This window comes from Schinkia acidoalkalinis (assembly GCF_054301215.1).
Map to the genome: position 1 here is coordinate 3,188,227 of NZ_CP182573.1, position 26,188 is coordinate 3,214,414.

Here is a 26,188-nt window from a genome sequence, read left to right on the forward strand (position 1 = left end):
ATAAATAATACAATAAGGAAAATTTCTTACTTTTTCATAAAGTTGTCACAAATCCTTTTCTTAATTGTCAATTAATCGTGATTTTTGTCACAAAAATGAAGCTATAATTACTCTTACATAATGGCAATATTAGGTACTAAAACCTAATACTGGATACCGTGTAAAACTAATAAATAATAAAGAAGGGAAATAAAATGAAGTGGAAAAGAAAGATTACTATATTGATCATATTTTTAATGATTTTTAACCAATGGTCTGCTTTGAGTGTTGGAGCGGAATCAAGTGGTGCTTCATTAAAAACTGATGTCGAACCGACAAATTCACAGTACATAATCGATGTGAACACAGGAGTAGCAACAGCAGGCGTTAACATAAACATAGAGCCGCAAGGCGTACTAGGTCTTGAAAACAGAAAAAAGCCAGTGGATTTAATATTCATGATTGATGTTTCCGGATCAATGAACCGAGGTCTAGTTACTGGACTTCTTGGGAGTATACTTGGAATTGACAAACAAGTAGAGGCTGCTAAAAAAGCCGCTCAAAGATCAATAGATAACTTTAAGAATAAGGCAATAGATGGCGACCGGATTGGATTATTGACATTTAGTGATAGTAATAATGAAGCATTGTCATTTAATGCAAAAGATCAAAAGAAGGAACAAATCATTGCACATTTGACGGATATGAGTTCGAGGGTAGAGGGATTAAAAGCTGAATTCCCCAACTTACTTGAAGATACCAATCTAGTTTCGGCTTTAAAAAGAGCAGAGAATATGTTTGGTGATAGTGGGAATACGAAATACATTGTATTATTTACAGATGGAAAAATCGTCGATAACTCCAAGCAAACGGTAATTAAAGATGTTGATGGATACTATGAGCCACAAATATGTCTATTATTTTGTAAAAAAGACTATATAAAGCAGGATAATGTAACGATCACTAATAACATATTGGGACAACGGAGTGAATTTAGCTATAATGGCAAAATGTATAAATATTCTAAAGTACTTAATGTTTCAGATTTAATTGCGATAGACCTTGCCGAATATTTTTCAGAAAAAAATATTAAGATCAATACGGTAGAAATAAGGGCCCAAAATAATGATGAAAAGTTCTTATCATTATTATCTACTACTACGGGGGGAACTTTTGCCACAGCTAGTAGTGTAGACGATATTATGAATAATGTTGAGCATATTATGGAAACTATTAATCAATCAAAAATAAGGGATATTCAGCTAAAGATTAATTTACATAATGTTTCGCTACCTACTGATGGACATGTCGCTATTCCAGAGGATTCAAGTGCCATTAAAACTGTTGATGGAAATTATGCTTTAGTGAATATAGATGATGTCGCATACAATGCTGGAGCGGGCACACCAAGTGGATTCAATAAATTATTTACAATGCAATTTGATAAACCTGGCTTGTATTCCTTTAAAGATGTGAAATTAAATTATACGAATCTTGCCGGCGAATCAATATCGGTTGATGCTCCATTTTCGATAAATGTAATCGATACTGAAAGCTTTGGCTTAAAGTTTAAAAATCCACCTTATGTGATAAATGTTTATAAAAACCCTAGTAAGCTAACACTTGATTTAAATAGTGAAGTAGAGATTGTACCACCGCCAGGGCTAACAATTGAAGATATCGAAAAGCCAACAGTATTTACATGGTCATCATCAGATGAAAAAGTAGCAAAGGTAAGCAGTGGAATTGTCACCGCTGTAGGTGTTGGGACAACGATGATAACAGTCGAGGCAAAAGATAAAAAGAATAATACAATCAAAACAAACGCACAGGTAAAGGTTAACCTGAAGGGCATTTCCTTTGATAAGACAATTTATGAATATACACCTGGCTCTTCTAAAAATATGTTCGATGAGCTAAAGGCCAAGCCGAGTGGCTTTAACATTTTTCCAACCGCCTTTAAATGGACAGTTACCGGGGAAAATGCAATTTTAACTGTAGACGATTCTGGTAATATAAAACAACAGGGATCAGAATGCGGTTTTGTAGTATTAACGGCGGAGCTTAAAGATGTGTATAAAATTGACGGTGATCCTGTAGCGCCACATGATAAGGCTACAACATTAATCAAAATAAATAAAAAAGAAGGTCGAATCGGTGATCCACTTAAAGAGTGGTAGAAATCTACTAAAAATGAGAAGGTGTCCTAAACAATTTATAGGCCCCTTCTCATATTTTTTTTTGAAAAAGCAAAAATTATAATATACCTTTAGTACTAAATATTATATTATTTAGTAAGAAATGTAACTTTCGGGTTTTATTACACAGAAAAAGAGAATTAAAAAATAAAAGGCTTATAGGGGGAGCTGTTATTAAATGAAAAAGAAACTTGCTATCTCATTCTTTATTACCTTCCTACTTAGTTTTACATGGCTATCATCGCTTACTATATCATTTGCAGATAATGATAAAAAAACGGGTGAGTTTGAAAGTGTTAGTGATCAAACGATAAGCGGGTATGCTGGAGAGCCGGGGGATGGAAATGGCGGTGGTGAATCCGTTACGTATATTGATATTGACATTAAGCAAAATAACACCATTCTTAAGACAATTAAGGTGAACAGTTTTGATATAGAAGAACTACAGGGTTTAAAACATTATAAATTTAATGTAGACATGCATTCACAATGGCCTAGCAATCTAAACCGAAATCAAGACTTTGACTTGGTAGGAAACGTTTATCGAGAGGTAGGCACCAATATACAATACCAGTATTCATTTGGTAAAGAATCTATTAAACTTAATGACCCACTTTCCAACACGCCGAGCGTTGATTTTGAGGTAAAACCCTCTAAAGAAAGCGGCTATATTATTAATCCAGAAACGGGTGTTGCCTTAGCTGACCTTAACGCAAGTATTATCCCTAAGGGAGTAGGGGGCGACGCAGTCCGACAAACGCCGATTGATGTTGTATTTATCTTTGATACATCTGGTTCTATGGAATTAAATATGTCAAATAGTAGCTCTGATAAAGAAAAATTTGCAAAAGCAAAAGAGGGCGCAATAAATGCTATAAATAAATTTAAAGACTCCGCCATTACAGGCGATCGATTTGCTCTTATACCTTTCTCAATAAATGTAGGCAACGTAATTAACTTTAATAGCGAAACCTCCATTTCAGGAATTGATACGAAATTGGATGAAATAAAAAGCTCTATCAATAAATTAACAGCAGATGGGGGCACGAATTACTATGCAGCTCTATCAAAGGCTAATGAACTTCTCGGAAACTCAAGAAATCCAAAATATGTTATTTTTCTGACGGATGGAAGACCAGATACCTATGAAAATTATACAGGTTTAAAAATTAGCGGTGAGTTTCCAAAATGGGAGAAAACCACTAAAGCGGTTGAAGTAAAAGAGTGTTTTTTATTTATGTGCAAAAGAAAGACAAAATCTGAAACTGTTAGTGAAGGATGGTCAGCCGAAAAATACCCTATAAATGAAGCTTATGTAACTTTAAATAAAAGTAAAAATAATAATGAAATTACATTCAATTATGATCGGGAAAAATATTTATATGGAAAAGGTGACCTTGACTATGCATACGCGAGGGCGACAGCTTCCGATTTAGCATCAAAAGGTGTAAAGCTTTATTCGATTGGCTTTGGATCAGATGGAGATGTCGATATGAATTTCCTTAATGAATTATCTACTTTAACTGGTGCATTTGCCCAAAAAGGAGTAAAAGCTGATATAAGTTCAATATATGAAAATGTTACGAATACGATCAGTAAGCAAGCACTACGAAATATTAAAGTAATGGTTAATATAAAAGATCCAAACTTCCCAGGTAATGTTGTACTTAACGATGGTGCTGTAATCGATGAGAAAGATCCAAACTATGCTGTTGTGAATTTTGACGATATTCATTATGAACAAGGGCAAACACCAAATCAGACACAAACTAAGTCGTTTTCATTGGCATTTGTTGAGCCAGGGACATATTCATTTAATGATGTAAAACTCATGTATACCGATTTAGCAAATGAAACGAAAACAATTGAAGGTGTACCATTTGAAGTGAAGGTATTGAAAAATAAAGATATCGGAATGAAATTTCTTGCAGATGTATACGAGGTTGATGTAGATTCCAAAACTGTTCCATCGATTGATTTAACCTCAGAGGTTGTGCCGTTAAATGTAGGTGGAGAAATCCCTAATAAGCTAACATGGTCCTCTTCTAATAATGCAGTAGCGACTGTAAATAATGGGACTCTAACACCTAAGGGCATTGGGGAAACTCAAATAAAAATTACTGCTGTAGACGAGTCTGGTAATCCAATCGAAGCAACAACGATTCTAAAGGTTAATTTAGTCTTATCAGGAATAAAATTTGATGCTACAAGCTACCAATATAAGGGCCCAATCGATATGTATGGAAAAATTGAGTTTATTTACTCAACCCCTGAAAATTTTAAAATAACCTTGCCTTCTAGAAATGAATTGCAATGGGGACCTGGCTTCAGCAATATATTGACCATTAATAATGGAGAATTAGCTCGGAAAGAGAAAGTAGCAGGAGAGCAGGAACCGTCAGGATTTGAATTAATAACAGCAAAATTAAAAACACCAAATCCTAATACTGATTATTATAAAATTAAACCATCTGCAGAAACCGAAGCGAAAGCATTAATGAAGGTGAATGGAAGCAGTAAGGTAATAAATGAACCAAAAGAACAATGGTAATTGAAAAGAAGAGGCTCCTTTTGGGGCCTCTTCTTTCTTAATGGATCACTTGATTATCTACAATCACCTGCAGTCGATTGACTCGGGGAAGGGAACTAAGCTGGTCGGTAATGACTTTATTATCATATTCTGTATAAAACCGTGATCTTAAATTAGGAAATAATTTAGAGTCTGTCGTTGAAGATATTTCACTAATAGAACCTTTCGCTTGAGAACTAAAATTATAACGTATCGCATTAATAGTTAGTTGTTCGCGGGCAAATATACCGCCTTCAATTTGAAAATTTGAGCCTACACCATATAAAGTAGCGTTTTTATCTGTGTAAAAGAAGGCCTTTAAGTTTGGATCTTTGTTAATAACGTTTAAAAGCTCGTCATCATTGTCTACATCCTCATATTCGTTAATTCTTACAATTTTCAAATCTCCCTTACTAATAAGAACCAACTGTTTTTTATCTTCAGCTTCTGGATAATCTTTAGCACCGGAAATATTTACGTTGTCAATTGTACTATTGCCGGTAACATATATCGTTGCATCAAATTTTAGATACTGTTTTGGATCGGTATCCAACTCAGCATTTTTGCTTCGAATGTATAGATCACCATTGACAAGGATATTCCCTTTGATAATTGGGGCGTCAGTTTCTGTATCGCCGCCATTAATTTCAAGTGAACCATTTACAACTAACCAACCCTTTTCTTGCGTACTTTCATCCTTCAAATCTAGGCTTTTATTAATAGTTAAGGTATGATTATTTTTTAAAGTATGGATATAACCATTTTCTTTATCCTTATCAATATTAGTAAAGAAAATGAGTTTAGAAGCAATATTATCAGTGTCCATATAATTTTCTAATAATTTATCGTTATTATCTTTGTAAGTTTCAAGCATAGATTCCTCAAGCAGATACACTTGCTTATTGTCTTTCTTGCCACAATAAAATATAGGGTTATTTCTTCTAGGATTACTTAAATCACCTGACCTAATCTCCTCATCGCTTTCAGCAATTTTTAGTAGGTCTGGAAGTGGGTCATAACCTGAGTCATTTATTTCCCCGGTTGTTCCATTGGGGTCATGATTCTCAACTAACCCGTCAGTATTTATTAGTGCTTGGTAAAAAGGGTCAGAGCAAGTTAAATCGCTAAACTCGGGACTCCATGTTTTGTCAGGGTGTTGAACAAGCACAGGAGCTGTTGACTCCGTCCATTTAAGCTTAAACGTTGAATCAAAATCCAAATCGACAAAATTTGAACCAATCCCTTTTATGGCAGGGATTCCAATGATCCCGTCAGCTGCCTCTTTAAATTTCCCCTCATAGAACGGCTTCTTTAATGTTTCCTCCAAACCCGTTTCTGTCTTACGTTTATTGTCCAGCTTTGTTGTATATAAAGTTCCGAATATACTTGGTCCTTGAAATGGACCGGTTTTAAATGGTTCTTCACTTTCATTTGTATTTTTATATATTGCCTTACTATTGAGCTCTAATGTCGGGGCGAAGACATTTCCGATAATATCAGGCGAGCCGTTAATAATTAAAGAATTATCACTTTCGCGTAGTATTTCCTGACCTTTATCATTGACACCTAAAACATCATTAACTTGAATAGGAGTATTAGTAGTGCCAGATTGCATCCCATATGCTCCAACCGCAAAATTTAAAAAGCTTGGTGTTGGAGATAACACAACATTCTCCGTTATGGTCCTTTTAATAGTAGGATTACCGGAATCAACACCGGAATGATCAATCTTAATTTCATAGATGCGGAGAAAGTTATTATCCTTAAAAAGATTAACATCCGTTATACCATATTTTTTATAATTTTCCTCATTTTCACTTATGGTAACGCCTGTAAAAGCACTTGCTGTATTACTAATGGCTTGATTTACTTGACTATTATAAACTGATGAGGGTACTTGATTTTTTTTTAGCTCCTCTTCAATAACTGTGTTATTCAAGTTATCTTGCAATTTTGCCACTACTTCACTCATCAACACTTTTTCACTCGATGTGGTCTCTATTTCCGTCTCCCTTATTTCCGCTCGTTTAGCATTATTTACGGAAGCACCTAAAACCGCTAGGCCAAGTACACAAAATATGAGCGAAATTAGCATGACAACCAGTAAACTCGATCCCTTTTCATTCATATACTTTTCCTTCCTTAAAATCCAAATTGGCTTTTTAATTCAAGCTTATATTTATCATTTGAAACATTTGCACGCTTAACAATTAATGAGACATCTACTATTCCATTTGAACATTTTTTATTGATAAATTTATTTCTAATCGTAGTTGTTTGGTCGGTTATGATCGCTGCTTCATATGAGCAGGTAGCATTAATTTCAGAGCCTGTTTCCGTCGACATTTTTGGTGCAATGTAAAAATCATACTTACCTGTGTTGATTTTTTCAGAGGATATAAAGTTGCTAATATTAATTTTGTCATTGACTTTTTCCGCTTCATATTCATCAATCACTACATTATTAACCTTTTTGCCATCAATTGTTTCTTCTATTATTTTAATTTGTGTTACGGTAAGATTATTTTTTAATTCATTGAAACTTGCTATTCCTACTTTCGAATTGCTGCCTGTTGCAATTTTTGAAGCTACTGTTTTGTATATATTTATACAAATGTTCTTATCTGTGCCAGGAAGTGTAGATGGTGTTGGATCGCAATTTTTTATATTACTAATGTCGCCATCATAAAATGTCTGCATAATTCTCGAAACCACATAGTCACCCTCATCACGCAGCCCTTGTTCAATCCCAACCTTTTCATATGTTTTATAGCCTGCCATCAACAAACCATAAGCAATTCCCAATACGAGCGCGCTTATCACCAAGGCTGTTAACAATTCGATTAAAGTCACCCCTTGATTATTTTTTACTAGATTAGCGTAATGCCTCATCAGAGATAACTCCTTCTAAAACGATATTGTCTCTTTTTTCATGCCAATTAACGACAACGTATACCTTCAATATGGATTCATATTGATTAGGTCCGCTCGAACTTACTATTTCACTCAACTTGCCCTTTACTTTATCTTCAAGTGTGGAACTGTCCTTTTCTGTTTTTAATATATTTATAAGTTCTTGGTTTTTAGTTTCGTCTTCATCCTTATAGTAATCTCTTACATATACTTTTATTTGGTCTTTGTAGTCGAAATTATTAACCTCTGGCGCTAGTACTGAATAGCAAATTCTGCCGTCTGTTATTGAATTTCCTGTATCATCTACTCCGCTTGTGAATAATGGAAAGTCACTTATAGTTGATTCATTACATGTAGAAATATCTTTTTTACCATCAGCATCAGGCTTTACACAATCCTTATCAGCAACACAGTTCTCCCAAGTGATAACGGCAAAGTTATTACTGCCTTTATTGGCATCCAAAAACTCTCTCATTACAAAGATATTTTGCTTCTCCATATAATTCACAACGTTTCTTGCAAGATTAACAGCGACAGTTTTATTTTTGCTTTCCATTGTATTGCCATAGGCCTTTAGAAAGAAGCCGTATAAGGGAAAAAGTATGATAAAAATGAGTGTAAGAGAAAGCAAGACTTCTAGTAATGTAAATCCTCGATTTTTGTTAAAAGAACTAAGGCGCAAAAATTCTCCCCCTACTTTAGAATTTTTAGATTATTTTGTAAATAATTCATGTAGAATATCGTCTAATAGTGTTAAGAATTGTATAACATTATCTGAATTTGCTTTTAAATTACCAATTTTTATTATACAATAAAATTCAGGTTAAAACGTGTCTTTTTTCCTACATTTGGGTAATATTGGAATGGCTATTTTCAAATGAAAGCGGGTGATAATTTGGAAGTATTTATTTTTGGAGTTATCCTTATTTTAATTCTTATACCAATTCTATATATTGTTCCAATTGGTTTTAATAAAAAGGAAAAAGTATTAATTGCGGGATTATCTTTTATTCTTGCTGAGATTGGATTGTTAGCAAATAAATTTCTTTCTTTGTGGAAGTCAGTCCTAATTTTATTGTTGCTGGCCCTCTTAGCTACATATTTCTTTGAAACAAGGCTAAGGCCACGTCTGGAAAAACGAAAAGGCAAGGATAAACGTTCATTGAAAAGTCAATCTGATAGCTTAGAAATGCCTAAAAATGAGCTGAAATTGGCGGACGGATTGCCAAACGAAGAAGTACATAAGGATTTTGGTGACTTTAATCTAGGTCAAGATGCGATTGATCGGCTGCTTTTTGAAAAGAAACAAGCAGCACTGAAAAATGATGATTCTATATCAATATTACCTTTACATACGGTAACAGAAGAATCTCCTGAACATCTTCAAGTGCCTATTGAAGAGCCTGTTACAGGGATGCATGACGATATAGAAGAGGAAAGCGGAATCATTGAGGACTCCTATAATAATCCTGAGCTCTTTTCAGATTTTGTCGAGGTCCAACAGTTAGAAGATAAGCGGGAAATGATTTCAGAGCAAGAAGAGCCAGAAGAAGATTTGAATGAAATAGTAATAGAAGATAATGGGCCATTTGCAGGTAATGATGTACTCCCTGAAGTGCAGGATGTTGTAGACATACTTCCAGATGAAGTTTTCGAAAATGATGCACAAGTATCAGATGATATTGTAGCTTTATTACCAGACCATCATGCTGAAGACGTTGATCTGGAGGATCTATTAAGTGGGCATCGCTTCGATAAAGAGGATATTGTTGTTGATTCTAAGGATGACTTTTCTGATGTTGAGACTGTAGATGAGGTTGATTTATTACAACGAAGGGCGTCATTATTTGATGAACTGGAAGGAGAAAGCATCGTCGAAAATGCAGATTTATTTGTTGACGATGAGCAGGATTCGGCAGATGGAGCGGTAATTGAGGAAATGAATGCTGATATACAGTCACAAGTCATGGAGGAACCACTTGAAGATACTACCCTACCAGAGGAACTAGAAGAAGTTGATACTAGTCAGGATGCTAGTGAAAATATCGAAGTGGAACCTATCATTGAAGATATGGAAGTCATCGATGAAATTCCAAGCCTTGAAGAAAACGGTGAAATTTCTGAAAAAGATGCTGAATTACATATTGAAGAGCACGATGTAGACGAAATTCCTGACATCCTAGAAATAATCGGAGAGAGTGAAAATGTAGAAGATGCTACTTCACAATACACTGATGAACATGAGGAAAAAATGGATATTCATGAATACATTTCTACTAGTGTAAATACGGATGACAACGGTACAATAAGTAATGATGTAGAAGAAGGTTCTGATATTTTGTATGAGGCTCCGGAGCAAGCGGTTGAAGTGCAAATAGAGCAAGTAATGGAAACAAAAACACAGCAACGGATGTTGCAGACAATGCTTGATTATATTAATGTATCGAAACAAAGCTTGTCAGCTCATCAGTATGAAGAGCTTGTACGTGCCCATATGCAATCAGAGCTATCGGACCATGATTATTTTACTTTTGCTTATTTATTAATCGAGCATTACATTTCACAAGGGCAACAGGAACGATTATTCGACCTGCTACAAAATTTAGATAGCAAATTCTCTAAATATCCAATATTAAAACAACAAATAAATTATCTTATTGAAAGATACTGTTAGTAGACGACAATAGACAAAGCAACAATGAATCGGAAAAATTTAGAACAGGTATGGTGAATAAGATGAAAAAAAGTAATCAAATATTAGGATTGCCAATTATTAGTATTTTGGACGGCTCTGAAATTGGGGCTGTCAAATCATTAGTGGTCAATCCAGATAAAGGCTCTATTGATTTCATCATTATTGAAAAGGAAGATTGGCAAGTAAGCGTGAAGGCCATTCCATTTAAAAAGGTAGTCGGTATTGGAGAATATGCAGTTACTGTAGATTCTGATAACGCAGTGATTGATTTAAATGAAATCCCAATTGCCAATCAATTAGTGAATAAAAAGATTAAGATCAATGGATCTAAAGTAATGACAAGAAAAGGGGAACTCTTGGGGGAAATTATTGAATATTATCTTGATGAAGATAATGGTCAAATTCTTGGAGCATCTCTCAATGTTTCAAATCGTGAAGTCATCATTGCTTCAAGCAGTGTCATTACGTATGGTAGAGAAATTATTATCATAAAAGAAAATGCCTCTAATTATTTTTTAGATACTCCTGAACAGTTAATTCAAGATAAAGGATTAAAAGGAGATCTATTTCAAAATGAGCTTGCTGAAGACCTCTATTTAAAAAATGGCGCTGATTTAATCGATGATTTAACTGGAGTTGATCGACAAGCAAAGCAAAATTTTGACTTTGATATGGACCCATTAAAAGCGATTAAAGATCAACAATACGAAATTCTTAAAGGCAAGACCATTACAAAGGATTTACTCGATTTAGATGGAAATGTCCTTATTGCCAAGGGGACTGTCCTAGGAAGAGAAGAAATTTCAAAAGCACAACAACTAGGCCCAAGTTCGATTGTTCAATTATCTATGAATGTTGAAGGTGAGTAAGGGGTGATTTAACCTGTGAGTAGGTATTTGAATCTAAAACTATTTGGGTTATTGCTCTTTTGCACCGGACTTATTTTTATTTTTTCTTATCTAGGTACCAATGCTATTGAATCAGTGTTCCATAAAGAAACCGCTGTGTATGGAAGCGGAACGATGATTAGTTCCATCACTTTAAATGGTAAGACGAAAGAGGAAGCTAAGGCTGAATTAACGAATAAAATTCAAGAATGGAGCAGAACCAGCTCCTTCTCCATTCAATATCAAAATAAAACAACGGAATTGCCAGATAATATTTTTAAAATTGATATAAATAAAAGTATACAACAGGTAAAAGATGGACAACCATCTGATTTGGTTGTTGAAATTGATTCACCATTACTAGATGAAGAAATCAATAAAACGGTAGAGAATGAAACGATTTTAAATGATTTGGATATTGATAAGCTTAAAGAAACTTTAGTAGATTCAGTGCAACCACTGCAAGCCGAGCCCACTAGAATTCAGTTATTAGCTTACCTTAAGACTGACGGTGAAATCGCGAATAAAGAGTTAACAACAACAACTATTAAAGGTATTGCAAGCCAGAAAAAAAATCTGGAAGCAATCCTGCCAAACCTAAATGAAATTGAAGTTGGGCCGAATGAGACCTTTTCATTTCAAAATACGTTTGGCAACAATCAACCAGAAAATGAAGCACTCTCTATGATTGCAACCGGTATTTATAGAGTCATTCTTCCTACAAACTTTATGATTGTTGAGAGAAATATTAGTAAACAATTACCATCCTATAGTGAACTTGGTGCTGAAGCTAAAGTTTCAGATAAGATGAACCTTGTTTTTACTAATCCAAATCCATACTCATATAAAATCACAATTCATGTAGTAAAAGGTGCATTACAAGTGAAATTAATTGGTCCGCCATTTCCTTATAAATACACGATAAGAAAAGAAGCAGAATCCTACTCACCTAAGACCGTGCTCCAATTTTCAGCAAAACTTTCTCCATCGCAAACAAAGGTACTTGATAATGGCAAAAAAGGTTTACTTGCAAAAGTTTATCGTGAGGCAAAAGACGATAACAACCTATTGATTGAAACAACGTTTATTTCAGAGGACTTTTATCCACCTGAATATCGGGTAGTACAAACTGGGCTTTTACCACCTGAGGTGAAAGATAGTCAGAATAATGCTGAAATGAATACTGAAATGAATGGTGAAAATGGCAGTGCCGATAGTAACCAAGATCCAGAGAATACTAGTAATGGTAGTGAAAACGTAAATAGTACTAACAATCTACCAGCGAATACAAACGTTGAAAATCCATCATAAGAAAGCAATTAAGGTTAGCCAAATTGTTAGTAGGTGATTTTAATGAAAACGAAGCGGAAACGGCTCGGTGACTTGCTGATTGAAAATGGCCTTATCACCAATGATCAATTGCAGGAAGCTTTAGCAGAAAAAGAAGAAGGACAAAAAATAGGGAATGTCCTAATCAAAAAAGGCTACATCACAGAACAACAACTAATAGAGGTACTCGAGTTTCAGTTGGGAATTCCGCACGTTAGCCTATTTCAATTTCCGATTGACATCAACATACTTTCGCTCGTTCCAAAGGAATTTGCGAGAAGGCATTCTCTTGTTCCGTTAAAAAGAGATGGAGATCGTCTTTATGTTGCCATGGCTGATCCGATGGATTACATATCCATTGATGATTTGCGCCTTCGGACCGGTTTTCAAATTGAAACGGTCATTGCAACGAGAGAAGATATCCAAAGAACGATTAATCGCTACTACGAATCAGATGATACATTTAACATCGATGAAATCGTGAAAACAAACCCAACATCACTAGAAGAGAATGAACAGATTAGCGATGATGATGCACCAATCGTAAAATTAGTGAATCAGATGTTGACAAATGCCGTCGGGCAGCGTGCCAGTGATATTCATATCGATCCGCATGAGGATAAAGTGCTTGTGAGATACCGGGTTGATGGCGTGCTGAAAACTGAACGGACATTATCAAAGAATATTCAAAGTGTGTTAACGGCAAGAATCAAAATTATGGCCAAGCTTGATATCACTGAAAGTCGAGTACCGCAAGATGGGCGAATCAAACGGTCCATTGATTTTCACCCAGTTGATTTGCGTATATCAACCTTACCTACTATATACGGTGAGAAGATTGTAATGCGGATTCTCGATTTGGGAAGTGCTTTGACCGATATTAAACGCCTTTCTCTTAACAAATTAAATTATGAGCGATTCATGGAGTTAATAGAAAGACCAAATGGAATCATCCTGATAACGGGACCGACTGGCTCGGGAAAATCTACTACACTATATGCTTCTTTGAATCACTTGAATCGTGAAGATGTAAATATCATTACCGTAGAGGACCCGGTTGAATATCAGCTTGAAGGCATCAACCAGGTGCAGGTTAATTCGAATGTAGGGATGACCTTTGCGAAAGGACTAAGGGCTATTCTCCGCCAAGACCCAAATATTATTATGGTTGGAGAAATTCGTGATCAAGAAACAGCTGAAATTGCGATACGCTCTTCGCTTACAGGTCACTTAGTATTAAGCACCATACACACGAATGATGCGATTAGCACCATTACGAGGTTAATAGATATGGGTGTAGAGCCGTTTTTAGTTGCCTCATCATTAGCAGGCGTTCTTTCGCAACGGCTTGTACGGCGGGTTTGCCGGGATTGTGCGGAAACAGTTGCTCCTTCAAAGAGTGAGTTGGAACTCTTTGAAAGGAGAGGAATGAAAATCGATAAAGTAGTAAGAGGCAGAGGTTGCGGTCGCTGTAATATGACTGGCTATAAGGGCAGACTTGCCATTCATGAACTATTAATCATAGACGAAAAAATTCGCCGTATGGTTATGGATCGTGAGCCTGATTCTAAAATTCGCGAACAGGCACTACGGAATAAAATGATTTTCTTGCTTGATGATGGTCTATTAAAAGTGAAACAAGGACTAACAACAACTGAGGAAATATTAAAAATTGCTTTAAGTGAGTAGGTGTTTTTCAATGAAAAACAGAATTGAAACTATGATGCGGGCAGCTTTTGAATTAAAGGCTTCCGACTTGCATTTAACAGTTGGAGTCCCACCCATCATGAGGATTCACGGGGACTTGAAACGTTATGGAACAGATACGCTTAAACCTCTAGACATTGAACAAATGGCACAAGCCATTGTTTCGCCTAAAATGTGGGAACGGTTTAAAGAAGTGGGCGAAATTGACTTTTCCTATGGAATTAAGCAAGTATCTCGTTTCCGTATCAATATTTATCAGCAGCGTTCCTGTGTCTGTATGGCAATCCGTGTTGTCCCAACGCGGATTCCAACAATTGAAGAATTAAAAATGCCAGATGTATTAAAAAAGATTACAACAAAGCCACAAGGACTTGTTCTAGTAACGGGCCCAACTGGAAGCGGAAAATCAACAACACTTGCATCAATGATTGATCACATGAACCGCACGATGAAAAAGCATATTATTACATTGGAGGACCCCATTGAATACCTCCATAAACACAGCAATTGTATCATTGATCAACGTGAAATTGGCTTTGATACGAATTCCTTTGCATCGGGATTACGCGCATCACTTCGTCAGGACCCGGATGTTATACTGGTTGGAGAGCTGCGGGATTTAGAGACCATTTCTACCGCAATAACGGCAGCAGAAACAGGCCATCTTGTCTATGGAACACTACATACATCAAGTGCACCAGCAACCATCGACAGGATTATAGACGTTTTCCCGCCAAACCAACAGGGACAAGTTAGGATCCAATTGGCAACGGTACTAGTAGCAATTATTTCGCAACGACTCTTCCCAACGATTGATAAATCAGGAAGACGTGCGGCAACGGAAGTATTAATAAATAACTCAGCCGTTTCGAACTTAATTCGTAATGAAAAAATCCATCAAATCATGAATATTATGCAGACGAGTCGCGGTACTGGCATGCATACACTTGAGATGGAGATTAAAAACTTAGTGGCTAAAGGGGTTGTCGCGAAGGAAATTGCCGACCCATTTTTACTGGAACATCAAGGTGAAATGTAGAAAAATACAATACCTTACATTTTTTTACACTTTTCATCATTTTGTAATATTTTTTTATTCCTTTTGATAATTTTCTACATTAAAATGTATATGAAGGATGCATTCAAAGAGGTTGATGCCATGGCACAATTTAAATACACAGCAAGGAATATGACTGGGAAAAAGCAAACGGGTACAATACGAGCAGATTCAAGACGTGAAGCAATTATGAAGTTAAAGGATCGAGGTGTTCGTGTTCTCCAAATCGAGGACGTTCCTGAAACAGCCCTAAATAAAGAAATTTATATAGGGAATCCGGTCAAATTAAAGGACTTTGTCATATTCTTGAGGCAGTTTTCAACATTGTTGAAAGCGGGTGTAACCATTGTTGATTCAACAAGAATACTAAGCATGCAAACGGAAAGCAAAGCTTTACGAAAGGCTTTAGGAAGTGTACTGGAAGATTTAAACCAAGGTATTCCGCTTTCTGAATGTGCTACAAAACACAAGCGCATCTTTCCACCAATGTTTATTAATTTAGTAAAAGCCGGCGAAGCAAGCGGTGCTCTTGATGAAACGTTGGAAAGATTAGGCGACCATTTTGAAAAGCAGCATGAAACAAAACAAAAAATCCAGTCAGCATTGGCTTATCCGGTCATTGTCGGGATTATCGCCATCGGCGTTGTAATCTTTCTATTAAACAATGTTGTTCCAACATTTGCTGATATGTTTGCTGATTTTGGCGGTGAGCTTCCTGCGATTACGCAATTTGTTCTTGGAGCCAGTGATTGGGTTCAAACAAAATGGTGGATGATTTTAATAATAGCTATTATTATAATTATTTCTCTACTAGTTTTAAAGAAAAACGACTCGACCAAATATTATATTGATTATGCAACCTTGAAAATACCGATATTTGGTAAATTGATACAAAAAGCATTGCTTGCCAGGATGACAAACACATTAGCCTCATTATTTGCAAGTTCTGTTCCAATTCTAGAGGCAGTTTCTATCGTTGAAAGAGTTGTCGAAAACGAAGTATTTGCTAGAGTACTCCGCGACTCTCGTCACGCGTTGGAACAAGGAATTTCCTTAACCGTACCGATGAGAGCCCATTGGGTCTTTCCACCGCTGGTCGTGCAAATGATTTCCATCGGTGAAAAAACGGGTGCATTGGATGCCATGCTTGCCAAGGTAGCTAGTTTCTACGAACTCGAAGTAAACACAGCTACAGACCAAATCAAATCATTAATCGAACCATTTATGATTGTAATCTTGGCTGTTATCGTCGGAACGATAGTCCTATCCATTATGGTGCCAATGTTCTCAATCTTTGGTCAAATTCATTAAATTCGCAATCATCTCTTATTATTGCGTTATTTATACAAACAAACATAAAAAAACACGAAAAGGGGGAAAAATTTATGCTAAAAAAGATTTTAAAGAATGAGAAAGGTTTAACGCTGATTGAATTGTTAGCGGTTGTAGTAATCTTGGGTATTATTGCTGCGATTGCGGTGCCGGCGATTGGAGGTATTATCGATAATTCTAAGAAAGATGCACATGTTGCGAATGCGCAACAAATGGTTTCAGCCGCTAAGATGGCTGTATCAGCAGAACCGGATTTATTACCTACTGGTAGTTCTGGTAATTCATATATCCCATTAGAATACCTTGTTTCTGGTGGGTATCTCGATGCATTTAAAGATCCAGACGGAGGTGAGTATAAAACTGGGGATGTTAAAACTTATGATGATGTAAAATCAGCTTTAACGACTAAACCAACCACTTCTTATGTATTAATTTCAAAGGGATCTACTGGAAATGTATATACGTACTCTGTATTTTTAGATGGTGACAAAAGGGATATTGGTACTTCAGATGGTCCTGCAGAGATTAGTACGGTAAAACGTGATATTTTTGATAAAACAGGTGAGTAAGTAATATATGTATAGAACCCTCAAGAAATTGGGGGTTCTTTTAAAATAGGAGAAGGTATATGTTAGGACTGTTTTTTGCTTATGGATTAGTATTCGGTTCCTTTTTTAATGTCGTGGGTCTTCGCATCCCAGAAAATATTTCGATTGTAAAACCAAGGTCGGCCTGTCCAAACTGTAACCATCAACTAAAAGCACTAGAATTAATACCGGTTATTTCATATTTACTCAAAAAAGGAAAATGTAAAAAGTGTCGTTCGAAAATTTCACCGATATACCCAACTTTTGAACTGATTACCGGTATTTTGTTTGCTTTTTCATTTTATCATTTTGGTTTTACAACGGAACTTATCGTAAGCCTAACTTTAATTTCAATGCTTATTATCATTGTAGTTTCGGATATTAAGTACATGATTATTCCCGATAAAGTATTATTATTTTTCGCACCACTCTTTATTATTGAACGGATTTTTATCCCACTTGATCCATGGTGGAATCCAATCCTTGGTGCAGTTATCGGATTTGTGCTTTTACTACTAATTGCTATTGTTAGTAAAGGTGGAATGGGTGGTGGCGATATCAAACTGTTTGCGATACTTGGTCTTGTACTCGGATGGAAGTTAATACTACTGGCGTTTTTTATGTCGACCTTATTTGGTGCATTTTTCGGTATCATTGGACTATTGATAAAGAAAGTGGAACGAGGAAGGCCGATGCCGTTTGGTCCTTATATCGCTTTAGGTACAATCGTTACCTATTTTTGGGGAGAAAGTTTAATAAGGTGGTACAGTGTAAATTTCTTATCAACGCTGTTTTGATTTAATTAACAGCTGGAATCTCGGTATATGCGTCGGTCGGTAGTGCCTGTCACCGAGCGACGTTACACTGGCCTTTGGTATTAACGGATGCGATAGCCGCGTTCCGAACAACGTTAGCGTATATCGCTCGGTGACAGGCACTAACGACAGTTACACCAGCCACTTTAGGAAGCAAAAATTGGCTATAATCGTGATGATATGCTATATCATGCGAAAGGGGGCAACAGCATGCTAAATAAATATCTTAAAAATTCAAAAGGCCTCACCCTTTTAGAGTTATTAGCTGTTGTTGTAATCCTAGGTACTATTTCAGTTATATCAGTGTTGGCCATTGCGAATATAATCGCCAATACAAAAAAGGATGCCCATATTGCCAATGCCATCCTTATAGTGAACGAGGCAAAAAAGTATGTCATGTCCGAGCACATACATATAGATGACCATGCAGGTCTAACAATCTCTTTAAAGACCTTGATTGATGAAGGATATTTAAACCCCATCAAAGATCCGCATTCGGATGGATATTATGACGAGTATTTAACAGATGTTATTATTTCAATAGACGGTGACAAGTATGTATACAAAGTCGCTTTAATTGGACCCAATAATAGTTTTACATATACAAATCATGCCAAGGAAGTTTTCTTGTTAACTAGAGATGATATACATACACCATAAACGAAGTACTAGATTTTACATATTTTTATCCTATTAACCTGCTAGAATAGTATAGTACAATGTTCATGAGTTATTGGGAGGAGGATTCAAATGGCTTTACGACTTTTAGGAAAAAAGCGTGTTGCAAATTTAGTCATTAAAGACCATGTTATTCGATATGTTGAAATTCGTTCGTCCTCTCCACTCAGTATCCGTATGCAGGGAGAGCGGGAATTGCCTCCCGGGATTATTCATGAAGGAAATATTATTGATAAAGACTCTTTTATTATGATCCTTGAGGAATGTGTGGAAGAATGGAAAATTAAAGGACAGGATGTGCGTTTCATTGTTCCTGATTCTTTCATTGTTATTAGAACGGTTGAAGTACCTAATGATTTAAATGATGATGAAATTAAAGGATATTTATATTTGGAGCTTGGGACAAGTATTCATTTACCTTTTGAGGACCCTGTTTTTGATTTATTTGTGCTTGGCACGACAGACAACAAAAAAAATATCCTATTGTTTGCTGCCCCAGAACAAATTGTGCTTGACTATGTCGAGGTTTTAGAGGAAGTAAAATTAAAACCGGTTGTTGCTGATATTTCGCCATTATCGATCTATCGCCTCTACGCAAACCTGGATTTAGCTCATCCGAAAGATCATTTAATGGTCGTTTATTTTGATATGACAATGGTAAACATTAGTTTATTTCATGACCATAAGCCGGTATTTATGCGTCATTTAATGATAGATTTGAACTATTCGTTATGGAAGAAAAACTATAATGGCAAGTTTGAATGGAAAGGAAATCAAGACGATTTAAATGGCCAAATAGAGGATACTTTTATGGAAATCGATCGCATCATGAACTTTTATCGCTTTTCGATGCAGCAAGGCAACCAGGAAATTAATAGAATCCTATTAGCTGGTGATCATCCGTACTTTGAGGATATAAAGAAGAAATTGGCAGAATTATACGACATGCCAATTGATACGATTCATGGTGCCACTTTGATTGATTCAAATGGAGAGCAGTTAGAACGTAAATTTCACCTTGCTCTTGGACTTGCGTTGAAAGAGGTGAATTTACAAATTGTTAATTGAAATTAACTTATTGCCTAAAAAAGATCGGAAAACGTTATCAACTTTTATTATAGTTATTGCTATTTTACTTATTTTAATAATTGGTAGCATTTATATTCTATTTCATTATCAATCGGCAAAGGTCGAAGTAGATTCTTTAAACAATCAGCTACAAACGACAAAGCAGCTGCGGGCTATTCAGGAACAGAAATTATCGGAAGTTACGTCAACAAATGCTGTTGATCAATTAAAAACAACGATTGATTGGGTACAGAATTTACCAATCTCTACGGTTACTTTACTTAAGCATTTAACAGCCATGCTTCCAGAACGGGGATTTATTTTAAATATCACGTATGCGGATACGGGAACGGTCACACTAACAACCCAATTTGATACAAACCGAGAAGCAGCATACTATTTGAGTGAATTGGAAAATTCAGATATTATCGAGTCTGTCCAATTAAAGAGCTTGAATACAAGTGGGGACGAGCTTGAAAAAACGAACAAAAACTTAAAAGACAAACTAGCGAAAGTTCTTGTTCCAAGATATGTTGGTGTGTATGAAATCCATTTAAACCGTTCGGCTTTAAAAGCGCTTGAGAAAAAGGAGGCTGAATCATGAAGAACCTCCAATTAACAAGAAAAAATTTTGTACTTATTATTAGCCTTGTTGTTGCAGTAGGATTAGTGGTTGGCAGTTATTTTTACTTCCTTAGTCCAGTGAAATCGGAAATTAAATTGCTTAATGATCAACTGGCAACAGAGGAAAAGCTATACGATACACTTGCCAAACAGGTTGGTAATACAAAAACAGATGTGATGGAAAATTCACGTTTTTTGCAAAAAAAGCTGCCTGTAGAATCTTTTTTGGAACAATTTCTCCTCGATTTGGAAAAGGCTGAGGTCGTTTCAAATAGTTTAATCGAAGATATGTCTTTTCAGGATAATGCCGTGTCAGAATCTGATGTCATCGTTGATAATAGCGCGGACCAAGCGGAGGGACAAGCGCAGAACGCAAATGGCGGGCAAGAAAACCAAACAGCAAATGCAAATAAATCTACTGGAACAAACCAACAGACTGGTGCCGTTCCAACGATTCCTGAAGGTATGAAAAGGGTGACTGTGAACTTAACGGTCACGTCGGCTAATTATTTTGACATGTTAAAATTCCTGGATACGATAGAGCATCTTGAACGGATCACGAAAATCGATTCTTTATCATTTACGGGCGGCGAAGAAATATTATCAGTAGATCAAGATATTAAAGAGTTAACCTATACGGTAGTTGTATCTACTTTTTACTATCCGACTCTTGCTGAGTTAAGAGATGAATTGCCGGTATTTGATACACCACCGCCAAGCAACAAAGATAATCCATTGCCGCAAGGAATGTATTTGAAAAAAGCAGAAAAATGAAATATATTTCAGGAATAAAGTCAATATTTGACGAATAGTATTGAGAACAAGACGACAAATGTCTTGTTCTTTTTTATTTTTGATATGGTAGCATGAATTAACAAAGTACGTGCGCTGCTAGAATTGGTTTGAAAGAGGTGTGGGCAATGGACAAGCAAAGAAATGAGCGTATTTCAATCCGGATCAACGGCAAAGAAAGAATTTACTTATCTGATGAGGAATTGAATCAAGAGATTTCGGCAGCTAAGGATGAAGACGACGAGCAATTGAAAGAAGAACGTAAGAATTTTCAACCGATCATTGTTGAGGAGATAGGTGCAAAAGATTCTGTTATAGATAATATCATTGATTTCGAGGAGCTGCGAACCGGTAAATTAAAAGGCAGTGATAAGATATTTACATCAAAGAAGAAACCTTTTGTTGACAATAAACATACTTATTTAACAAAAAAGAAGAAAAAACAACATCGTATTTTTGGGGGCAAAAAATCACCAGAACAGGTTGTGCTGCTAAAATTCGCTTTGGTATTGCTTTCAGCTATTACAATTGGTGTAGGGCTTGGGTATATTATTATGGCGTTATTTTCAGATATTAGTGATAGTCAAGCTGTTGAAGGCACTGCATTGGGAGTAGCAGCGGGGGCTGGTTCAGGACAAGCCGCTCTACAAAATGGTGTTAATAACGGAGCAGCAGGTGCTGGTGAAACAAGTATTACGAATGGATCAGCTCCAATAATTGGTATTCCACCTTTAAAGATGGAGGTCATCCAAGGTGGGGCATTTGGATCTTTCGACTCTGCGAATGAAATTGCTGTTAATTTACAAAAGAGTGGAACAGCTGCTGTCGTTATGCCTAGCTCAAAGCCAGTCCTCATGTTTATCGGCCTCGGCAACGACCGTAGTGAAGCAGATATTATCGGTGACCAATATCTCAAAAATGGTCAAGAAGTATATTTAAAACCATTTGAATTATCGGGGATTGCTGCAGAGAAGGTTGGAAAACCAGAGGTGGCGCAATTTGCATCAACAGGTCTAGACCTTTATCAATCTATGGCTAGTCTATCTACCCAAGCGTTCCAAAATAATAATATCAAAAAAGATATATGGAATGACATCAAGAAAAAATATTCTGAGTGGAACAAAACCAAACCAAAGCAACTACCCACCTCATTGAACCAGTTTTCAAACTCAGTCTCAAAAGCATATCGATCATTAGCAAGCTACCAAGCAAAATCAGACGAAGGCCAGCTATGGAAATCCCAACAGGCGCTATTGGAGGGGCTGCTCTCCTATAAAAAATGGCATGATGAAATGAAATAATGAATAGGGGCCCTTGGCTCTAAAAAAATTGTCAAAAGAGAATGCAATTTTCAATTTCTCATTGATTTTTGCTTGGAAAATTGAAAATTTACTAGAGAAAGAAGCCAAATTGGTTTCTTTTTTTGTTTTTATGGCTTGGAATTTTTAATTTCTTGAATTTGTTTAGGATGTGGAATTTTGGTATTTTACTAATAGAGTTGTTGGTAGTAAATAATTTCAGGATGGAGAGGTGAGCCTTATTGGTACCTACATCTTTAATTTGTGATTCCCAAAGGTCCTATATTGACCATGACCGCTTGTTTAAAGAACTAATAAAAACATTTTTCCGAGAATTTGTAGAATTATTTTTTCCGGAGCAGTATATCTACCTCGATTTCACACAGTTTAAGTTCCTTAGAAAAACGTCATGTTGATATCCTAGCCGAAACAAAGTTAAAAGGTGCAGAGGCACTGATTTTAATTCATGTTGAACCCCAATCGTACTTTCAAAAAGAATTCCATGAACGAATGTTTATTTACTATAGCCGTCTTTACGAAAAATACCGTAAACCAATACTTCCCATTGCAATTTTTAGCTATAATGATAAAAGAGAGGTACCAGATCAACTTACAATCGAAATTCCAACTTTCAAAATGATTGATTTTCGATATTTGCAAATACATTTAATTAAAATGGACTGGAGAACGTTTCTACGCAGCAATAATCCAGTAGCGGCTGCACTCCTAAGTAAAATGGGTTATCAGCAGGAAGAACGTATTCAGGTGAAACTTGAATTTTTGCGGATGATTAGTCGGATGAAATTAGATCCCGCAAGGATGGAATTATTGTATGGATTTTTTGAAACATATTTGCAATTGGATGAAGAGGAGGAAAAGGTGATGCAAGAGGAAATTACAAAGCTTCTGGATGAAGATGGTAAGGCTATTCTAAAGCTACCTAATTCTTATTTAGAAAAAGGGATTAAACAAGGTATAGAACAAGGCATAGAAAAAGTGGTCCGTGAAATGTATAAAAAAGGGCTGTCTGAGGAATTAATTTTAGAGGTGTCCAAACTTCCTATTGAAAAGATTAGAGAGATTAAAAAGCAATTAGACGAACTTTCATAAATAAAAAATGGTGATGGGTGAAAGATGAAAAAATTAATTTTAGCCTCTAGTTCTCCAAGAAGAAAAGAACTAATGTCTTATCTGAATATTCCGTTTGAAATTGTCGTTAGTCATGTGGAGGAACATTTTAATGATAAAAATGATCCAAGCGAGATAGTTCAAGCATTGGCATTGCAAAAAGCAGAGGCAGTGGCAGAATCTTTAGATGGCAATGTGATCGTAATAGGGGCAGATACAATTGTAACAATTGACAAGCAAATTTTAGGTAAGCCGAAGGATGAAGAGGATGCCAGAATAATGCTAACCAAGTTATCTGGCCGGGAGCATACGGTTTATACCGGGGTTGCAATTATAGCCGGTCCGGAAACTAGAACATTTTTTGAAGAAACAAAGGTAGAGTTTTGGGATTTAACAGCAGAAGAAATAGACAATTATATTAAAAGTGGCGAGCCGTTGGATAAGGCTGGAGCTTATGGAATCCAAAACTTAGGCTCCATTCTTGTAAAAAGGATTGAAGGGGACTACTATAGCGTAGTTGGCTTGCCGATTGCTAGAACGTACCGTGAATTAAAAAATTTCTTAATTTAATTGAAACTATTTATATTCCATCAGCTTTAGGAAGCAATAATCAGCTGATGGAATACCGCTACTAATTTGAATTAGGGGAGGATAAATAATGCCACATTCTTCATTAATGATTAAGGACTATCCCAAGGATTCAACACCAAGAGAACGGCTTATTGCCGATGGGCCTGCAAGTCTATCGAATCAGGAGCTGCTCGCTATCTTGCTTAGGACGGGCACCAAGAAAGAATCCGTGTTACAGTTAGCCAATCGCTTGCTGAAAAACTTTGAGGGCTTGCGGCTGTTGAAAGATGCAACTATTGAGGAGATTACACAAATTAATGGCATTGGGAAAGTCAAGGCCATTCAAATTTTAGCTTCATTAGAGTTAGGTAGAAGAGTAGGGAGACTCCAGTATGATGATCGTTATACAATTCGGTCGCCGGAGGATGCTGCAAAATATGTCATGGATGAAATGCGCTTTCTATCACAGGAACACTTCGTTTGCCTCTATTTAAACACCAAAAATCAAGTTCTCCACAAACAATCCATATTTATTGGAAGTCTCAATGCATCAATTGTACACCCACGCGAGGTGTTCAAAGAAGCTCTCAAAAGGTCTAGTGCCTCTGTAATTTGCCTGCATAATCATCCTTCGGGCGACGCAACTCCCAGCCGGGAAGATATTGAAGTCACTAAACGTTTAGTAGAATGTGGAAAATTACTCGGAATTGAAGTACTTGACCACCTTATAATTGGCGATACTAAATTTATAAGTTTAAAGGAAAAAGGATATGTTTAAAAAACCTATCCTTTTCTATTTTTTTACCGTATAATAATCATTATGAGTTTGTGTGTACAAGTAGTATAATCTTCTATGGCGCTACCCGCGCTTATTCTATTTGTACGTCATGCTGAGAAAGGAAGAGATACATATTTATGTTGGGTTTAGGTGGCTTTTCTCGTGATATGGGAATTGACTTAGGAACAGCTAATACGTTGGTTTACGTGAAAGGAAAAGGTGTCGTTGTACGCGAACCTTCCGTAGTTGCCTTCCGTACTGATAAAGGAACGATAGAAGCTGTGGGAAATGAAGCGAAAAATATGATTGGGCGAACACCAGGAAACATTGTTGCGTTAAGGCCAATGAAGGATGGTGTTATTGCCGACTTTGAAACGACTGCTATCATGTTGAAGCATTTTATACAACAAGCACAAAAAAATCAATCTGCGTTTTCAAGAAAGCCAAATGTCATGGTCTGTGTACCATCAGGAATTACGGCTGTTGAAAAGCGTGCTGTTGAGGATGCAACTGTTCAAGCAGGTGCTCGTTCAGCCTTTACGATTGAAGAGCCATTTGCTGCTGCAATTGGAGCGAATTTACCAGTGTGGGAACCAACAGGAAGCATGGTTGTTGATATAGGAGGCGGAACGACAGAGGTAGCAATCATTTCACTTGGTGGGATTGTAACTAGTCAATCTGTTCGTGTCGCCGGTGATGAAATGGATGATTCCATCATTCAATATGTGAAGAAAAAGTACAGCTTATTGATTGGAGAGCGGACAGCAGAACAGCTTAAGCTTGAAATTGGCTCAGCGGGAATGCCGGAGGGCATTGAAGATATGGAAATTCGTGGACGTGACCTATTGTCAGGTCTTCCGAAAACCATCTCAATCAGTGCTGCGGAAATTGGAGAAGCACTGCGTGATACGGTTTATGCCATTGTAGATGCAGTAAAATATACCTTGGAGAAGTCCCCACCAGAGTTAGCGGCCGATATCATGGATAGAGGAATCGTATTAACCGGTGGAGGCGCACTGCTCAGAAATCTTGATAAAGTCATCAGTAATGAAACAAAAATGCCGGTGTTAGTTGCAGAAAACCCACTAGATTGTGTGGCAATTGGAACTGGGAAGTCATTAGATAATCTCCACCTTTTCCGATCAAAAGCAGGAATTACATCGAGATCAAGAAAATAGGTAAGT

At 36.4% G+C, this 26,188-nt stretch carries 22 protein-coding genes; 19 read left to right on the forward strand and 3 right to left on the reverse strand.

The genetic code is table 11. The features are described from left to right. Positions 1-194: 194 nt before the first annotated feature. Entirely contained in the window at positions 195-2,159 is a 1,965-nt protein-coding gene (locus ACNQFZ_RS16055; protein WP_458412331.1) for a VWA domain-containing protein, read from the forward strand. Positions 2,160-2,355: 196 nt separating this feature from the next. Then, entirely contained in the window at positions 2,356-4,728 is a 2,373-nt protein-coding gene (locus ACNQFZ_RS16060; RefSeq protein WP_458412332.1) for a VWA domain-containing protein, read from the forward strand. Between the two features lie 37 nt (positions 4,729-4,765). On the opposite strand, the gene ACNQFZ_RS16065 is transcribed toward ACNQFZ_RS16060, so the two are convergent. From ACNQFZ_RS16065 to ACNQFZ_RS16075, 3 genes are read right to left on the reverse strand one after another with little or no spacing between them, the layout of a single operon-like run. Beyond that, positions 4,766-6,874 (reverse strand): hypothetical protein, encoded by a 2,109-nt coding sequence (locus tag ACNQFZ_RS16065; RefSeq protein ID WP_458412333.1) that lies wholly within the window; start codon positions 6,872-6,874, stop codon positions 4,766-4,768. A gap of 14 nt (positions 6,875-6,888) precedes the next feature. Next, on the reverse strand, positions 6,889-7,638 hold the full coding sequence (locus ACNQFZ_RS16070) for a PilW family protein (RefSeq protein WP_458412334.1): 750 nt from the start codon (positions 7,636-7,638) through the stop codon (positions 6,889-6,891). Beyond that, entirely contained in the window at positions 7,622-8,341 is a 720-nt protein-coding gene (locus ACNQFZ_RS16075; RefSeq protein WP_458412335.1) for a prepilin-type N-terminal cleavage/methylation domain-containing protein, read from the reverse strand. Before ACNQFZ_RS16075 ends, ACNQFZ_RS16070 begins: the two co-directional genes overlap by 17 nt. Before the next feature lie 213 nt (positions 8,342-8,554). On the opposite strand from ACNQFZ_RS16075, the gene ACNQFZ_RS16080 reads away from it, so the two are divergent. The 17 genes from ACNQFZ_RS16080 to ACNQFZ_RS16160 all read left to right on the forward strand — a co-directional run bounded on the left by ACNQFZ_RS16080 (position 8,555) and on the right by ACNQFZ_RS16160 (position 26,182). Next, the gene (locus ACNQFZ_RS16080; protein WP_458412336.1) at positions 8,555-10,333 is read left to right on the forward strand and encodes a hypothetical protein; all 1,779 of its coding nucleotides are present in this window, start codon (positions 8,555-8,557) and stop codon (positions 10,331-10,333) included. Positions 10,334-10,395: 62 nt separating this feature from the next. After that, entirely contained in the window at positions 10,396-11,223 is an 828-nt protein-coding gene (locus ACNQFZ_RS16085; protein WP_458412337.1) for a PRC-barrel domain-containing protein, read from the forward strand. Between the two features lie 15 nt (positions 11,224-11,238). Continuing rightward, the gene (locus ACNQFZ_RS16090; RefSeq protein ID WP_458412338.1) at positions 11,239-12,552 is read left to right on the forward strand and encodes a VanW family protein; all 1,314 of its coding nucleotides are present in this window, start codon (positions 11,239-11,241) and stop codon (positions 12,550-12,552) included. Between the two features lie 42 nt (positions 12,553-12,594). Further along, positions 12,595-14,259: a GspE/PulE family protein gene (locus ACNQFZ_RS16095; RefSeq protein WP_458412339.1), complete on the forward strand. Its 1,665-nt coding sequence runs from the start codon at positions 12,595-12,597 to the stop codon at positions 14,257-14,259. Positions 14,260-14,269: 10 nt separating this feature from the next. Continuing rightward, on the forward strand, positions 14,270-15,316 hold the full coding sequence (locus ACNQFZ_RS16100; protein WP_458412340.1) for a type IV pilus twitching motility protein PilT: 1,047 nt from the start codon (positions 14,270-14,272) through the stop codon (positions 15,314-15,316). Positions 15,317-15,436: 120 nt separating this feature from the next. Next, the gene (locus ACNQFZ_RS16105) at positions 15,437-16,645 is read left to right on the forward strand and encodes a type II secretion system F family protein (RefSeq protein WP_458412341.1); all 1,209 of its coding nucleotides are present in this window, start codon (positions 15,437-15,439) and stop codon (positions 16,643-16,645) included. A gap of 74 nt (positions 16,646-16,719) precedes the next feature. Then, the gene (locus tag ACNQFZ_RS16110; RefSeq protein WP_458412342.1) at positions 16,720-17,235 is read left to right on the forward strand and encodes a prepilin-type N-terminal cleavage/methylation domain-containing protein; all 516 of its coding nucleotides are present in this window, start codon (positions 16,720-16,722) and stop codon (positions 17,233-17,235) included. A gap of 59 nt (positions 17,236-17,294) precedes the next feature. Continuing rightward, positions 17,295-18,050, forward strand: coding sequence for a prepilin peptidase (locus tag ACNQFZ_RS16115; RefSeq protein ID WP_458412343.1), 756 nt, complete (start codon positions 17,295-17,297; stop codon positions 18,048-18,050). A gap of 228 nt (positions 18,051-18,278) precedes the next feature. Next, positions 18,279-18,728, forward strand: coding sequence for a type II secretion system protein (locus tag ACNQFZ_RS16120; RefSeq protein ID WP_458412344.1), 450 nt, complete (start codon positions 18,279-18,281; stop codon positions 18,726-18,728). 90 nt (positions 18,729-18,818) lie between these two features. After that, entirely contained in the window at positions 18,819-19,814 is a 996-nt protein-coding gene (pilM, locus tag ACNQFZ_RS16125; protein ID WP_458412345.1) for a type IV pilus biogenesis protein PilM, read from the forward strand. Then, positions 19,804-20,418: a PilN domain-containing protein gene (locus ACNQFZ_RS16130; RefSeq protein WP_458412346.1), complete on the forward strand. Its 615-nt coding sequence runs from the start codon at positions 19,804-19,806 to the stop codon at positions 20,416-20,418. Before pilM ends, ACNQFZ_RS16130 begins: the two co-directional genes overlap by 11 nt. Beyond that, positions 20,415-21,212, forward strand: coding sequence for a hypothetical protein (locus tag ACNQFZ_RS16135; protein WP_458412347.1), 798 nt, complete (start codon positions 20,415-20,417; stop codon positions 21,210-21,212). Before ACNQFZ_RS16130 ends, ACNQFZ_RS16135 begins: the two co-directional genes overlap by 4 nt. A 146-nt stretch (positions 21,213-21,358) precedes the next feature. Next, positions 21,359-22,531: a hypothetical protein gene (locus tag ACNQFZ_RS16140; RefSeq protein WP_458412348.1), complete on the forward strand. Its 1,173-nt coding sequence runs from the start codon at positions 21,359-21,361 to the stop codon at positions 22,529-22,531. A gap of 507 nt (positions 22,532-23,038) precedes the next feature. Then, positions 23,039-23,638 (forward strand): hypothetical protein, encoded by a 600-nt coding sequence (locus tag ACNQFZ_RS16145; RefSeq protein ID WP_458412349.1) that lies wholly within the window; start codon positions 23,039-23,041, stop codon positions 23,636-23,638. 24 nt (positions 23,639-23,662) lie between these two features. Beyond that, on the forward strand, positions 23,663-24,226 hold the full coding sequence (locus tag ACNQFZ_RS16150; RefSeq protein WP_458412350.1) for a Maf family protein: 564 nt from the start codon (positions 23,663-23,665) through the stop codon (positions 24,224-24,226). 88 nt (positions 24,227-24,314) lie between these two features. Then, the gene (radC, locus tag ACNQFZ_RS16155) at positions 24,315-25,004 is read left to right on the forward strand and encodes a RadC family protein (protein ID WP_458412351.1); all 690 of its coding nucleotides are present in this window, start codon (positions 24,315-24,317) and stop codon (positions 25,002-25,004) included. A gap of 137 nt (positions 25,005-25,141) precedes the next feature. Then, positions 25,142-26,182, forward strand: a complete 1,041-nt coding sequence (locus tag ACNQFZ_RS16160; RefSeq protein WP_458412352.1) for a rod shape-determining protein — start codon at positions 25,142-25,144, stop codon at positions 26,180-26,182. The last annotated feature ends 6 nt before the right edge of the window (positions 26,183-26,188 follow it).